Source organism: Pseudomonas sp. GW460-12-10-14-TSB1, from assembly GCF_017349775.1.
GTDB classification, from domain to species: domain Bacteria; phylum Pseudomonadota; class Gammaproteobacteria; order Pseudomonadales; family Pseudomonadaceae; genus Aquipseudomonas; species Aquipseudomonas piscium.
This window is the reverse complement of the sequence record NZ_JACNAC010000003.1, coordinates 58,614-72,948: the sequence shown is the minus strand read 5'-3', so window position 1 is coordinate 72,948 and position 14,335 is coordinate 58,614. Positions and strand designations below refer to the sequence as shown.

At 62.3% G+C, this 14,335-nt stretch carries 14 protein-coding genes; 4 read left to right on the top strand and 10 right to left on the bottom strand.

The window, feature by feature from the left end; genetic code table 11:
• Positions 1-7: 7 nt before the first annotated feature.
• A complete protein-coding gene (glp, locus tag J4D52_RS02980; RefSeq protein ID WP_164485813.1) occupies positions 8-1,195 on the top strand; it encodes a gephyrin-like molybdotransferase Glp in 1,188 nt (395 codons plus the stop codon).
• Between the two features lie 58 nt (positions 1,196-1,253).
• Here glp and J4D52_RS02975 read toward each other — a convergent pair whose 3' ends face one another.
• A complete protein-coding gene (locus tag J4D52_RS02975) occupies positions 1,254-1,517 on the bottom strand; it encodes a hypothetical protein (RefSeq protein WP_063432547.1) in 264 nt (87 codons plus the stop codon).
• A gap of 224 nt (positions 1,518-1,741) precedes the next feature.
• On the opposite strand from J4D52_RS02975, the gene yegS reads away from it, so the two are divergent.
• A complete protein-coding gene (gene yegS / locus J4D52_RS02970) occupies positions 1,742-2,644 on the top strand; it encodes a lipid kinase YegS (RefSeq protein WP_063432546.1) in 903 nt (300 codons plus the stop codon).
• Here yegS and J4D52_RS02965 read toward each other — a convergent pair.
• From J4D52_RS02965 to J4D52_RS02955, 3 genes are all read right to left on the bottom strand, one after another.
• Positions 2,641-3,300, bottom strand: a complete 660-nt coding sequence (locus tag J4D52_RS02965) for a response regulator transcription factor (RefSeq protein WP_025805446.1) — start codon at positions 3,298-3,300, stop codon at positions 2,641-2,643. The two genes, yegS and J4D52_RS02965, sit on opposite strands and share 4 nt — an antisense overlap.
• Positions 3,297-4,190, bottom strand: a complete 894-nt coding sequence (locus J4D52_RS02960; protein WP_025805445.1) for a sensor histidine kinase — start codon at positions 4,188-4,190, stop codon at positions 3,297-3,299. The genes J4D52_RS02965 and J4D52_RS02960 overlap by 4 nt, the downstream gene beginning before the upstream one ends.
• Positions 4,191-4,693: 503 nt before the next feature.
• On the bottom strand, positions 4,694-5,161 hold the full coding sequence (locus tag J4D52_RS02955) for a hypothetical protein (protein WP_063432545.1): 468 nt from the start codon (positions 5,159-5,161) through the stop codon (positions 4,694-4,696).
• Between the two features lie 540 nt (positions 5,162-5,701).
• Between J4D52_RS02955 and J4D52_RS02950 the strand changes: the two genes are divergently transcribed.
• Positions 5,702-6,637, top strand: coding sequence for a chemotaxis protein CheV (locus J4D52_RS02950; RefSeq protein ID WP_009044919.1), 936 nt, complete (start codon positions 5,702-5,704; stop codon positions 6,635-6,637).
• 99 nt (positions 6,638-6,736) lie between these two features.
• The gene (locus J4D52_RS02945) at positions 6,737-7,540 is read left to right on the top strand and encodes an MOSC domain-containing protein (RefSeq protein WP_102676635.1); all 804 of its coding nucleotides are present in this window, start codon (positions 6,737-6,739) and stop codon (positions 7,538-7,540) included.
• A gap of 86 nt (positions 7,541-7,626) precedes the next feature.
• Here the strand turns inward: J4D52_RS02945 and J4D52_RS02940 are convergent, their stop codons facing one another.
• The 6 genes from J4D52_RS02940 to atuC all read right to left on the bottom strand — a co-directional run bounded on the left by J4D52_RS02940 (position 7,627) and on the right by atuC (position 14,332).
• Positions 7,627-7,911, bottom strand: a complete 285-nt coding sequence (locus tag J4D52_RS02940) for a pyrimidine/purine nucleoside phosphorylase (protein ID WP_007930001.1) — start codon at positions 7,909-7,911, stop codon at positions 7,627-7,629.
• An 81-nt stretch (positions 7,912-7,992) separates the two neighbouring features.
• Positions 7,993-8,535, bottom strand: coding sequence for an exonuclease domain-containing protein (locus tag J4D52_RS02935; RefSeq protein ID WP_025805442.1), 543 nt, complete (start codon positions 8,533-8,535; stop codon positions 7,993-7,995).
• Positions 8,536-8,604: 69 nt separating this feature from the next.
• Entirely contained in the window at positions 8,605-10,566 is a 1,962-nt protein-coding gene (locus J4D52_RS02930; protein ID WP_102676636.1) for an acetyl/propionyl/methylcrotonyl-CoA carboxylase subunit alpha, read from the bottom strand.
• 3 nt (positions 10,567-10,569) lie between these two features.
• The gene (locus J4D52_RS02925) at positions 10,570-11,406 is read right to left on the bottom strand and encodes an enoyl-CoA hydratase/isomerase family protein (RefSeq protein ID WP_102676637.1); all 837 of its coding nucleotides are present in this window, start codon (positions 11,404-11,406) and stop codon (positions 10,570-10,572) included.
• Positions 11,403-12,560, bottom strand: a complete 1,158-nt coding sequence (atuD, locus tag J4D52_RS02920; RefSeq protein WP_025805438.1) for a citronellyl-CoA dehydrogenase — start codon at positions 12,558-12,560, stop codon at positions 11,403-11,405. Before atuD ends, J4D52_RS02925 begins: the two co-directional genes overlap by 4 nt.
• Positions 12,561-12,715: 155 nt before the next feature.
• A complete protein-coding gene (gene atuC / locus J4D52_RS02915) occupies positions 12,716-14,332 on the bottom strand; it encodes a geranyl-CoA carboxylase subunit beta (protein ID WP_102676638.1) in 1,617 nt (538 codons plus the stop codon).
• Positions 14,333-14,335 lie beyond the last annotated feature (3 nt).

Genomic DNA, 14,335 nt, shown 5'->3' with positions numbered 1-14,335 from the left:
TGCCTTGATGCCGGTCGAGGTCGCGTTGGCCCGTTTGCTGGAGATGGCCGAGGCTACTCCGATTCTCGAGCGCGAGCGGTTGCCGCTGGCGGCGGCTCAAGGCCGGGTATTGGCCGACGATCTGGTTTCCACCCTGGACCTTCCGCCCTGGCCCAATAGCGCCATGGACGGTTACGCCTTGCGTGCCGCAGATTGGAACGGTGAGCCGCTTGTCGTCAGCCAGCGCATCTTTGCCGGTCAGGCCCCCGAGCCTTTGGCGCCTGGTACCTGTGCACGCATCTTTACTGGTGCGCCGGTTCCGGCGGGAGCCGACTGCGTGGAAATGCAGGAGAACGCCCAAGCCCAGGACGATGGGCGGGTGGCTTTTACCGAGCCTCTCGGCGCCGGGCAGAACATTCGTCCACAAGGCCAGGAAACTACGGTCGGCGAGTGTGTGCTGGTGGCCGGGACGCAGCTGGGGCCGATCGAACTGGGGCTCGCTGCTTCCTTGGGCTGTGCGAAGCTGGATGTGGTACGTCGAGTGCGGGTCGCCGTGCTCTCCACTGGTGACGAACTGGTCGAGCCCGGGCAGGCGCTCGGTCCCGGGCAGATCTACAACAGCAACCGTGTCCTGCTGTGCAGTTGGTTGCAGCGTCTGGGCTGCGAGGTGGTCGACGGTGGAATCCTGCCAGACGATCTGCCCACGACCCGGCATCGCCTTGCCGAACTGGCGGATGTGGATCTGATTCTGTCCACCGGCGGTGTATCGGTAGGCGAGGCGGATTTTCTGGGGATCGCCTTAAGAGAGGAGGGCGAACTGGCCCTCTGGAAGCTGGCGATCAAGCCGGGCAAACCCTTGACCTTCGGGCATTTTCGCGGTGTGCCGGTAATCGGCCTGCCCGGTAATCCGGCCTCTACGCTGGTGACCTTTGCCTTGCTGGCCCGCCCTTATATTTTGCGGCGCCAGGGAGTGAAGGAGCTGCAGCCTTTGCAGTTCCAGGTTCCGGCTGGATTTGCCTGGCCGAAGCCGGGGAACCGACGAGAGTATCTGCGTGGACGCCTGGAGCAGGGTAGGGCTGTCATCTACCGGAACCAGAGTTCCGGGGTCCTGCGCAGTGCCGCCTGGGCCGAGGGTCTGGTCGAAGTGCTGGAAGAGCGAACGCTGGTTGAGGGCGATTGGGTCAACTTCATTCCACTGAGTGAAGTCCTGGGCTGACTCCAGGGGAGGCGGACCTGGTCGGCAGGGCCGGGTCCATCCTCCAGAGCCCTGCCCATCAACGCAGCAGTAGAAGGATCAGCAAGCCAAAACGGCTGTTCAGCCCCCAGGACAGCAGTGCCGATAGAAACCCGGCATAGGCCAATACCCACGCCAGTTTCTTGAGCAAGGCGTGAAGCCGGCTGTCGGGCTTAGGCTCAAGGTCACGGCTATGCACCTGATGGACACTCAGTTCCGAGTGTTTGCCTGTGCCGAGCAGGATGCTCCCTTCCAGTCGGTTGAGCGCGGAGCTCGAGCGTTCAAAGCATTTCTTGTCATCCATGTGTTTCGCTTCCCTGTTTGAGGCGTCGTTCGCCTGCCATGAACATTCTCCGATTGTCTGTTTCGGGTCAATTCAGGTGATTCTCAATCTGCGGTCAGAAAAGTTACCGGTCAGTCGGCAGACGGCCTGATGAGGATGAATTGATTACATCCCGGTCGGACTTTTTCTCATGGAGCGAGGGTCAACATCCTTCAATGGCCCTCGAATGACAGGAGTGATGAGCGATGAGCGAACGCAAGGCGATGCTGATATTGCACGGCAAGCAGGCCCTCAACGAAGAAGTCCGCGCCGCTGTCGAGCGCAAGCGTGAAGAGGGGTGGGAGCTGGCGGTCCGCCTGACTTGGGAAGCGGGCGATGCCCAGCGTCTGGTGGATGAAGCCCTTGCGGTCGGTTATACGCGTCTGATCGCGGGAGGTGGTGACGGCACCTTGCGGGATATCGCCGAGGCCATGGCAGCGCAGGCCAAGGATGCCAGTCTGGTGTTGCTGCCGCTGGGGACGGCCAATGATTTCGCGCGGGCGGCCGGCGTGTCGTTGCTGCCCCATGAGGCTCTGAACCTGCTCGACCTGCCGGCACGGGCGATCGATCTCGGCGAGGTCGGTGGCCAGGTATTTCTCAATATGGCCACGGGTGGGTTCGGCAGCCAGGTGACGGCCAATACCTCTGAGGACCTGAAAAAGATTCTGGGCGGCGCCGCTTATCTGTTCACCGGCTTGTCCCGCTTCAACGAACTGCATGCGGCCTACGGCGAGCTGCAGGGGCCGGATTTCCATTGGCGCGGCGACCTGCTGGCCCTGGGAATCGGCAACGGGCGCCAGGCCGGTGGTGGCCATCTGCTGTGCCCTGAGGCGATGGCCGATGACGGATTGCTGGATGTCAGTATCCTGCCGGCCCCCCAGGAGCTGGTAGGCACCTTGAAGGACCTGCTGGCCGGCGGCTGGGGGATCGACAACCTGTTTGTGCGCACGCGCCTGCCCTGGGTGGAAATCAAGGTGTCCGAGGGGCTGGATATCAATCTCGACGGTGAGCCCCTGCAAGGCGAAAACCTGCGTTTTCGCGCGCTCCCAGGGGCATTGCGGGTTCATTTGCCGGAAGACTCCCCGCTGTTGGGGGCTTCGGCGCCTTAATCGTCGAGGCTGATGATCTGTTCGCGGACGGCAAACAGGACCAGGCCGGCCACGTCATAGATCTGCAAGCGTTTCATGATCTGCGAGCGATGGGTTTCCACGGTCTTGATGCTCAGGCCCAGCCCGTGAGCGATTTCGCGGGTCGATTTGCCGCGAACGATCAGGCGCAGGATCTCCAGCTGGCGTGCGGTCAGGTTATGGGTTTCAACGGGTTCTGGATGAGGCTTCTGCACGCGGATCAGCGCCTGGTTGATCACCGTATGGGCAATGGCCGGGCTGAGATAACGCTCGTTGTTGCGCAAGGCCTCGAGCGCGTGCTCGAGTTCGTTGGCGGTGGTGTCCTTGAGCAGATAACCATGAGCCCCGGACTCCAGGGCCTGCATGATCAGCGCCGGATCGGTGTGCATCGAGAGAATCAGCACCTTGCTCTGCGGGTGCACCACCTTGAGCTTCTTCAGGGCTTCAAGGCCGCTGACATCCTTCATGGAAATATCCAGCAGGATAATGTCTGGCGACAGCCTTTCGACCATTTCCAATACTTGTGCGCCATCGTTGGCTTCGCCGATCACGGCATAGCCAGGAATGTCCATGACCAGGGCACGCACGCCAGCCCTGATGAGCGAGTGGTCATCCACCAGAAGTAAGTTGCAGGTCAATGTAAAACCTTATTCGTACTGGCCCGTTCGAGTGCGCGAGGCGCCCAGGGGAAGAGTGCTTCGATTTGTGTGCCCTGGTCGGGCTGGCTGGAAACCTTCAGGGTGCCACCCAGTTGCGCGATCCTTTCCGACATGCCCGCCATGCCGCGTTGTCCTTGTGCGCCAGGATTGGCCGCCGGGGAAAAGCCACGGCCGTCGTCGCTGATAAACAGCGAAAGCCCCTCGGGCAGGCGTTGCAGGCGCACCAGCAGGTTATCCGCCTGGGCATGGCGCAGCATGTTGGTAACGGCTTCCTGGGTGATGCGAAAGGCGGCCACCGCCATCTCCTCGGGGATGCCTGCCAGGCGTTGCTTGCATTCCAGGCTCCAGTGCACGGAAGTGTTTTCCAGGGTCTTGAGCAAGTGGGCCCGCAGGCTGGCTTCCAGGCCCAGGCTGGCCAATTGTCGAGGATTGAGAATGGCCGATACATCGCGCACCTTGGCCAGGGTTTCTTCCAATGTGCCTTGAAGCGTCATGCAGTGCTGTTGCAGGTCTTCAGGCAGGCGGCGCTTGAGCCATTCGCTTTGCAACTTGGCGGCAGTCAGCAGCTGGCCAATATCATCATGCAATTCACGACTGAGGCGATGGCGCTCGTTTTCCTGGACTTCCAGCAAGCGGTCCGCCAGCTCCTGAGGCTGGAACTTGATCGATTTGCGCGAATCGCCGTAATAGGCCCAGACACTGGCCAGGGCCGCCAGATTCAGGATCAGCAGGCTGAGGGGAAAGGTCGTCGACAGGCAATAGACGGCCAGACTTCCAAGTGCCGAGCATGAGCACAGCAACAGGTTGAGCCAGCGCAGGTTTATTCGAGAAAGAAGCCTGGTGGCGGTTGACTTGAGGCTGGCGTACATAGCGGATGGAGCCAATGAATGTTCGCTGCGGGGAGACTGGTCAAGGCAACTGACGAGCCCCGGTTTGGAAAACGGTATTGTTTGAGTATGCGGCTTCAATTAACGCGATCTATTCGTTGGGAGCAAGCCTTGCACTGATCTGGCGTGTAACAAGATCAATCTGAAGTCACAGTGCCATTAAGTACATCGTCTAGTGGTTGGCATAGTACCAGCTTTAGCTACCGTTGGTCGCGCCTCCATATATGTCCTGCGGGTCAGGAATATTAGCTTTTGGGACGTATGTTCCGATTCGCTTGTTTTAGCTGGCCACCCTGAAACAGTGACTGTATCTCGCCTTGAGCGAACGGCCAGGCGAAATTCAGGACACTTGAAGTCTCTGGATTGGTTTTATTTAGTTGTGCTAGTTGGTTCTGTCGTTAACAGGCATGAAATATTGAATAACGACATGATGCTGGTCAATGTCACAACATATCTAACAGCTGAAGTTAGGGATTAACGACAGGTTATGCGTTTCTCTTGGCGATCGAAAAAACGTTAAACGAATTTTGTTGGCAGGACAGGGACGCGGGCAGAGGGTCGACTTGCACGGCGAGGGATTCGATGAGGGTGGCCTGTTCGTTGCCATCGAGGTTCAACTGTCCAGTCACCGGATCGACGAGTTCAAGCTGCCAGGCCATCAGGCTGAAGCACTCCCCGAGGGTGTCGAGGATCTGCTCGTTCATGTCCGGATGAGGGTGGGGATGATCCAGCAACGAATGGACCTGGCGCGAGAACTCGGCGGTGCTGCGCAGCGCCAGCGCGTCGGTTTTCTCGGCAAGTTTGAGCAGAGTGGACAGCATGCAGTCGATGGCGTCCCGATCGTTCTTGATCAGGTTGAGATGGTTCAGGCACTCAACCGACTTGGCCAATAGTGCTTCTGCCTCAAGCAGAAAGTCGGGTGACTGGTGCCACTCTTTATCGTCGATCAGCATGCTTGTCTCCACGACGCCACGTCAGATGATGGAATGGTCCGTTTTGTGAGCGGCTGTAAGGTATTACGCCGGTTATGCCGTGGGATATAAGACGATTCTGATTGGTTCTTAATGGACGAAGGCGCAGTGCTGATGTTTAGTCGGCAGGTGGCAGACCGTCGGGCACGGTCTATCGACCACGCTTGGACAGCGGAGGCGGGGGGGCTCGAAAGGGCACCAGCCCATCTTCCTGCGATCACAAACAAAAGCCTGACTCCATTCATGCAATGAGAATGGCGTCACATTAATGGCTATTGGATATTGCGAATATCAGGTTGGTCCTGATTGCCGATAGGGGATTCCCTTATAAAGGGGAACCAAGCGCTGAAATAGAGGTCGCGGCGGGGAGATTGTTCGGGTGAAATCGCGAAGCCAGTAAAGCATGATGTTAATGTGACATCAATGCCTTTGCGTGGCATTTTGTACGCGGGTCAAGATTCGGCGAATTGCGCCGATAACCCTCGTTAGTGAATTCATCAGAACAAGCCCAGGAGTCATTACATGGCCGGCATTCTCGACACGGTAGATCAACGCACGCAACTGGTGGGTGAGAATCGCCTGGAAATCCTCATGTTCCGTCTGGCCGGGCGACAGTTGTTCGCGATCAACGTGTTCAAGGTGCAGGAAGTCCTGCAATTGCCGAAGCTGACGCTGATGCCCCAGCGCCATCCGTTCGTCTGTGGCGTGGTCAACCTGCGAGGGCAGACGCTACCGGTCATTGACCTGTCCCAGGCGATCGGCATGCGGCCGCTGGTGCCGGGCCCCAACAGCACCATCATCGTCACCGAGTACAACCGCTCGGTGCAGGCCTTCCTGGTGGGAGGCGTCGACCGCATCGTCAACATGAACTGGGAAGCCATCCTGCCACCGCCGACCAGTGCCGGGCGCCAGCATTACCTGACGGCGATCAGCAAGGTCGACGATCAACTGGTCGAGATCATTGATGTGGAAAAGGTCCTGGCCGAAATCGTTCCGTACAACGCCAAGGTCTCGCGTGACAAGCTCGATGATCCGGTGCTCGAACGTGCCCGTGGTCGTGAAGTGCTGCTGGTGGACGACTCCAACGTGGCGCTTTCGCAATTGCGCGACACCCTGGGCCAGTTGGGGGTGAAGATGCACATTGCCAGCGACGGCCTGAAGGCCCTGAAGATGCTCAAGGCCTGGGCCGATACCGGGGTCGACATGACCGACAAGCTGCTGATGGTGTTCACCGACGCCGAAATGCCGGAAATGGACGGCTATCGCCTGACCACCGAAATCCGCAACGATCCGCGTCTGCGCGGCCTTTACGTGGTGCTGCATACCTCCCTGTCCGGCAGCTTCAACGAGTCGATGGTGAAGAAGGTCGGTTGCGACAACTTCCTGTCCAAGTTCCAGCCGGACAAACTGGTCGACGTGGTGCGCCAGCGCCTGATGCTGGACGAAGTTCCCGCCTGACGGGAGCAGAGGCCGGAGCGACGCCTGCGCGGCAGGTGCTTCTTTGATTCGCGGGCCGGCTCGTATAAGGTTGCTTTTTTTGCCACCCGGGAGCTGGCCATGCGTCTCAGTGCGCTTTATCGATACCCCTTGAAGTCCGGTAGGGGCGAGTCCCTGCAACAGGTCGTGTTGGACAGGCTGGGGCTGGAGGGAGATCGACGCTGGATGCTGGTCGATGAACCCAGCGGACGTTTCCTGACCCAGCGCGCGGTCCCGCACATGAGCCAGCTTTCGGCGCTGTGGAATGCCGAGGGTGGGCTGACCCTCAGTGCTCCCGGCTACCCAGCCCTCGATGTGCCACTGCCTGGTGCGGATGCCCCGTTGCGTGGCGTGACCATCTGGCGCGATACCCTGCGCGTGCCGGATGCCGGCGATGAGGCCCATGCCTGGCTGAGTGACTTCATCGGCAAGCCGACCCGTCTGGTACAGGTGCCCCTGGATCGTGCGCGTACCACTCAGGCCGGTTACGGCAAGGATGACGATCAGGTGGCCTTTGCCGACGGTTTTCCGCTGTTGCTGATTGGTGAGTCTTCCCGGGAGGATCTGTCCAGTCGCGTCGGTCGTCCCCTGGAGATGCTGCGCTTTCGTCCCAACCTGGTGATCGAAGGCTTCCCGGCATTCGCCGAGGACGGCTGGAAACGCATCCGCATCGGCGATATCGAGTTTCGGGTGGTCAAGCCTTGCGCACGTTGCATCCTCACCACCATCGATCCGCAGACTGGCGAGCGCAGCGCCGACCGTGAACCGCTGGCCACGCTGCAGCAGTACCGGGCGCAAGAAGGTGGGGCGATGTTCGGGCAGAACCTGGTAAACGATGGCATCGGCCGACTGGAAGTCGGCATGCCGGTGACTGTGCTGGAATAAAGAGCCGGCAGCGCTGCAACGAAAAATGCCCGTATCGCGAGATACGGGCATTTTTTATGACCGACAATCAGTCCCCGGGGGAGGGATCAGCCGCGGTATTCGCACAGGTAGGCGGTGTCGACGGCGACCTTCAGCTGGAACTTGCTGTTGGCCGGGACGTTGAACTGGCTACCGGCGGCGAAGGTTTCCCAGTCGTTGCTGTCAGGCAGCTTGACGGTCAGGGCGCCGGAAACCACGTGCATGATTTCCCGTTGAGCCGTGCCGAACTCGTATTCGCCCGGAGCCATGACGCCGATGGTGGCTGGACCTTCGGCCGTGCCGAAGGCAATCGACTTGACGGTGCCGTCGAAGTACTCGTTGACTTTAAACATGGGCGATTCCTCAAAAAGGGGTCAAAAAGGCCGGCCAGTATGCACAAGGCCTTCAGATGCGTCACCTGTTGCGCTGACGGATCAGCCGGGAAGAATCAGAGGCAATAAACGCGCCGTATTGCGGGCATCTTCCAGGGCGCGATGCTGCTGGCCGGTGAACTGCAGCCCGGCGAGCTGTAGCGCGCCGTTCAGGCCCAGCGGTCGTTCGAGGCGGCGCGCCTTGGCGAAGCGTTGCTTGAGGTTCATGTGCGGCAGTTGGGCGAGGGCGCTGTGCAGTTGCGAGCGTTGCCATTCCTGCAGCAGCTGCTTGCGATCGTAGTCGCCCCAGCTGGCCCAGCCTTCCAGGCGCCCATGGTGCTGGCCCAGCCAGCGTTCGAACAGCGGCCAGACCTCGCTCAACGGCTGGGCGCCGTCGATCTGGGCCTGGCTGATGTGGGTCAATTCACGGCAGAACGGCGTCAGCATCGGCCGCCGCAGCGGGCGCACGAAGCGCTGGAAATGGTCCAGTTCACGCCCTTCGCGGTTCACCAGGGTGGCGCCGATCTCGATGATTTCCATGTCGGTCACCGGCCAGCCTCCTTCGTCCGTGGTGGCTTCCAGATCAATTACCAACCAGTGGGGCATCACAGGCTCCAGCTTCAACATCCCGATGAGGCTTGAGCGTAGCCAAAGCCGACGTCTGCGCCTAGCGGCTTATTCCACCTCCAGCAGAACCTGGCGGTTTTTCACCTGGTCGCCGAGGTTGACCTGCAGCCGCTTGATCACCCCATCGATCCCGGCCTTCAGCGGATGCTCCATCTTCATGGCCTCCAGCACCAGCAGCAGCTGGCCCTTGCTGACGGTCGTGCCCTCGCTGACCAGTACGTCGACTATGGCGCCGTCCATGGGCGCCTTGAGCATGCCGCTGTGGACGCCGGCCTGGCTGGCGACCGGCGCGTGGCTGAGGTCTTGAAGGTGCAGGCTGCCAGGGCGGGTAAACAGCCAGAGCTGCCCGGCTTCCAGGGTGTAGGCGTAGCGGCGGCGGATACCATTGATGGTCGCCCAGGCCCAGCGGCCATCCGCCTCCAGAAGTTGTACCTCGAAACCTTCGTCGGCCTGTTGAACCTGCAGCGTTCCGGCTTGCTGGTTATTCAATTCAAGGCTCCACAGGGTTTCACCCGAGCCCAGGCGATAGTGCAGCGGCACGCTGGCATTGTTGCGCCAGCCGGCCAACGCCGCGCCGTGGCGCTGGGCCGCGTGCCGATAAAACAGTGCCGCAGCCAGGGCCAGTTCGGCGCCGCTCGGTGGCTGCGGGCGCAGGCTTGGATCGTCGGCGAAATGTTCGGCGATAAAGGCGGTGCTGAATTCGCCGCTGGCAAAGCCGGGATGGCGAAGCAGGTTCGCCAGCAGTTTCTGGTTGCTCGCCACGCCCGTCAGCACCGTGTCTTCGACCGCGCGCAACAGCTTGCGGCGCGCCTCTTCGCGGGTGGCGCCGTGGGCGATGAGCTTGCCCAGCATCGGGTCATAGAACGGGCTGACGCTCTGGCCTTCCAGCAGGCCGTGATCGATACGCACATCGGCGCCCAGCGCCGGTTCCCAGCGCCGCACTTGCCCGGTTTGCGGCAGGAAATCCTGCGCCGGGTCCTCGGCATACAGCCGCACTTCGATGGCATGGCCCTTGAGTTCGACCTGCTCCTGGCGCAGCGGCAGTGGTTGACCGGCCGCCACCTGCAGTTGCAGGGCCACCAGGTCCAGGCCGGTGATCATTTCGGTGACCGGGTGTTCGACCTGCAGGCGGGTGTTCATTTCCAGGAAATAGAACTGCCCCCGCGCATCGAGGAGAAACTCCACGGTGCCGGCGCCGACATAGTTCACCGCGCGGCCCGCCTTGAGGGCGGCTTCGCCCATGGCCTGGCGCAGTTCGGCGGTCATCACCGGGCAGGGCGCTTCCTCGACGACTTTCTGATGGCGGCGCTGGATCGAGCAGTCGCGCTCGCCGAGGTAGATCAACTGGCCGTGGCGGTCGCCGAACACCTGGATTTCCACATGCCGCGGTTCGATCAGCGCCTGTTCCAGAATCAGCTCCTCGCTGCCAAAGGCGTGCAGCGCCTCAGAACGAGCGGTGCGCACCTGCGCCAGCAACTCATCGGCCCGTTGCACCAGGCGCATGCCGCGTCCGCCGCCACCGGCGCTGGCCTTGATCATCAGCGGGTAGCCGATGCGTTCGGCTTCCTGTTGCAGGGTCGTATCGTCCTGTTCCGCGCCCTGATAACCAGCGATGCAGGGCACCCCCGCCGCGAGCATCGCCAGCTTGGACAGGCGCTTGCTGCCCATCAGTTCGATGGCCTCGGCGCTGGGGCCGATAAAGGTGATGCCGGCTGCCTCGCAGGCGCTGGCGAATTCGGCGTTCTCCGAAAGAAAGCCGTAGCCGGGATGCAGGGCATCGGCGCCGGTGCGCCGGGCCGCGTCGAGGATTGCCTGGCTGTTCAGGTAGGACTGCTGGACCGCCGCCGGGCCGATGTGCACCGCTTCGTCGGCCATCCGCACATGCAGCGCATCGGCGTCGGCGTCGCTGAACACCGCCACGGTGCGATAACCCAGGGCTTGGGCGGTGCGCTGGATGCGGCAGGCGATTTCGCCACGGTTGGCGATCAGGATTTTGCTGAAGGCGGGCATGGGTCAGATTCCTGAAGTTGGGGGTGTCTGCTCGCGATGGGGTTCAGACGCCCACGCCGGTTTGCGTTTCTGCACGAACGCCATGGTCCCCTCGATGCCTTCGGCACCGGTGACGGCGGCGCCGAACTGTTCCGCCGCGCGATCGAGCAGGGGCGCCAGCGGTTCTTCAGCGCTGGCCAGCAACAGGGCCTTGGTCACTGCGTTGGCTTCGGGCGCGCAGCACAACACATGGGCCAGCACTTCATCGAGGCGTTCGGCCAGGGCCTCTGGGCTGTTTTCGACAAAATGCACCAGGCCCAGCCGCTTGGCCTCGTGGCCGTCAAAGCGCGCGGCGGTCAGCGCCAGCCGGCGGGCCTGGGTCAGGCCGATGCGCTTGACCACAAACGGAGCGATTTGCGCCGGCAACAGGCCGAGGCTGGTCTCCGGCATGCCGAACTGCGCCTGATGATCGGCGATGGCGATATCGCTGACACAGGCCAGGCCGAAGCCTCCGCCCAGCACCGCGCCTTGCAGCAGCACGATCAGCACCTGCGGGCTGTGCTGGGCTTCTTCGAGCAGCGTGCCGAACGCCCGGTTCAGTTCCTGATAGGCACTGGCGCCCTGGGCGCGGGCACAGGCCATGTCTTTCAGGTCGCCACCCGCGCAGAAGTGCCCGCCGGCGCCCCTCAGGACCAGGGCGCGAATGCCGCGGTCATCGCGTACCGCCGCCAGCACCGCGCGCAGTTCGGCGACCATCTGCAGGCTCATGGCGTTGCGGCTGTCCGGGCGATCGAGGGTGATGTGCAGGACGCCTCCGCGGGGCGCTAGCAGCAGGGTTTCGCAGGCGGGCAGGCGGCTCATTTTCTTTTCCCCGGCAGGATGCCCATGAGTTTGCAGATGATGCCCAGCATGATTTCGTCGGCGCCGCCGCCGATCGAAACCAGGCGCACGTCGCGATAGGCGCGGGCCACCGGGTTGTCCCACATGAAGCCCATGCCGCCCCAGTATTGCAGGCAGCTGTCGCTGACTTCGCGGCCCAGGCGCCCGGCCTTGAGCTTGGCCATGGACGCCAGGCGGGTGACATCCTGGCCCCGCACGTATTGCTCGGTGGCCTGGTACACCAGGGCTCGCAGGCATTCGATTTCGGTGGACAGCTCGGCCAGGCGGAAGTGGATCACCTGGTTGTCGATCAGCGCGCTGCCGAAGGTCTTGCGTTCCTTGCAGTACTCGATGGTGCTGTCGACGCAGTACTCCAGGCCCTTGATCATGTTGGCCGCGCCGAACAGCCGCTCTTCCTGGAATTGCAGCATCTGCATCATGAAACCGGCACCTTCGTGGCCGATGCGATAGCGCTGGGGCACGCGCACGTTGTCGAAAAACACCTGGGCGGTTTCCGAGCTGCGCATGCCGAGCTTGTCCAGGTGCGGGCTGAGGCTGATGCCGGGGCTGTTCATCGGCACCATGATCAGCGACTTGTTGACGTGGGGCTTGTCGTCCGAGGTGTTGGCCAGCAGGCAGATGAAGTCGGCGCTGGGGGAGTTGGTGATCCACATCTTGCTGCCGTTGATCACATAGTCGTCACCGTCCTTGCGCGCGGTGGTCTTGAGCCCGGCCACGTCGGAGCCGGCACCGACTTCGGAGACGCCGATGCAGCCGACCATTTCTCCGCTGATGGCCGGGCGCAGGAACTCCTCGCGCAGCTCGTCGGAGCCGAAACGCGCCAGGGCCGGGGTACACATGTCGGTCTGTACGCCGATGGACATCGGGATGCCGCCGCAATGAATGGTGCCGAATTCTTCGGCGGCGACTATCGAATAGCTGTAGTCCAGGCCCATGCCGCCGAACTTCTCCGGCTTGGAGATGCCCAGCAGGCCCAGCTCGCCGGCCTTGCGGAAAATCTCGTGGATCGGAAAGCGCCCGGCCTTTTCCCACTCATCGACATGCGGGTTGATCTCGCGCTCGACAAAGTTGCGCACCGTGCGTCGCAGTTCTTCATGTTCCTGGGTGAAGATCATTTTTATTGTTCTCCTCAAGTTGAGTGACGCAATTGTCGAACCTCGTGACCCCTGTAGCCGCTGCCGAAGGCTGCGATAAGGCCCGAAGGGCCTTCGACGGCCTCAAGAGCACGTCCCCTGCGGGGCCGATCGCAGCCTGCGGCAGCGGCTACAGGTCAGAACCGTGCGACGCCGAAGCTGTTGGGTTGTAGCTGACGCACCTCGGCCTCGTGGCAGATATCCAGCAGATAACCCAGCAGGGTGCGGGTATTCCGTGGGTCGATCAGCCCGTCGTCCCACAGGTTGGCACTGCCATACAAGGCCGTGGACTGGCTGTCGAGTTTCTGCGCGGTGACCTGTTCCAGCATATCCAGCATCTGCGGATCGGCCGCCTGGCCCTGCTTGGCATGCTTGGCCTCGGTGACGATGCGCAGCACCTTGCCGGCCTGGGCGCCGCCCATCACCGCGGTGCGGCTGTTGGGCCAGGCGAAGATGAAGCGCGGGTCCAGGCCGCGGCCGCACATGGCGTAGTTGCCGGCGCCGTAGGAGCCGCCGACCACGATCGTCAGCTTCGGCACCCGGGCATTGGCCACCGCCTGGATCAGCTTGGAACCGTGCTTGATCACGCCTTGCTGCTCCGACTCGGTGCCGACCATGAAACCGGTGGTGTTGTGGAAAAACAGCAGCGGTGTGCCGCTCTGGTCGCACAACTGAATGAACTGCGCCGCCTTGCTCGCGCCTTTCGGGGTGATCGGCCCGTTATTGCCGATAAAGCCGCAAGGGCGCCCCTGGATCTGCAAATGGCCGCAGAGGGTCTGCTGGTCGAACTCGCCCTTGAACTCGAGGAAGTTCGAGCCGTCGGCGATGCGCGCGATGATTTCCCGGGCGTCATAAGGCTTTTTCGGATCGTCGGGAATCAGCCCCAGCAGCTCGTCGATCGGGTACAGCGGCTCCGCATAGGCGCGCGGCGGCTGCAGCGGCAGCCGGGCATTCCACGGCAGGGCGTCGAGAATTTCCCGCACGATGCGCACGCCGTCGCCGTCGTTTTCCGCCAGGTATTCGGCGGTGCCGGCCACCTGCGCATGCATCTCGGCGCCGCCCAGTTCTTCATCGGTGGCCACCTCGCCGGTGGCGGCCTTGAGCAGGGGCGGGCCGGCAAGAAACAGCTTGGCCTTGCCGCGCACCACTACCACGTAATCCGACAGCCCCGGCTGGTAGGCCCCGCCGGCGGTGGCCGAGCCGTGCACCACGGTGATCTGCGGCAGGCCCATGGCCGACATGCGCGCCTGGTTGGCGAAACTGCGCGCGCCCTCGACGAAGATCTCCGCCGCGTAATTGAGGTTGGCGCCGCCACTTTCGGCCAGGGTCACCACCGGCAGTTTGTTTTCCATGGCGATCTGTTGCAGGCGCAGGGATTTTTTCAGGCCGCTGGGGGAGATGGTGCCGCCCTTGATCGCGCTGTTATTGGCTACTACCAGCACCCGCACGCCGCTGACGTAACCGATGCCGGCGATCAGCCCGCCACCGGCCTGGCTGCCGTCCTTGTCGTCGTGCAGCTTGTAGCCGGCCAGGCTCGCCAGTTCGAGAAAGGGCGCGCCGGGGTCCAGCAGCAGGTTGAGGCGTTCGCGGGGCAGCAATTGCCCGCGTTTTTCGAATTTCGCCTTGGCTTCGGCGGCCTTGGCCAGCAGGTTCTGTTCCAGTTGGCGGATCTGCGCCAGGCCGGCCAGCATCGCTTCGCGGTTCTGCAGGAACTGCGGGCTGTGGGGGTCGAGTTGGGACTGGATGACCGGCATGGC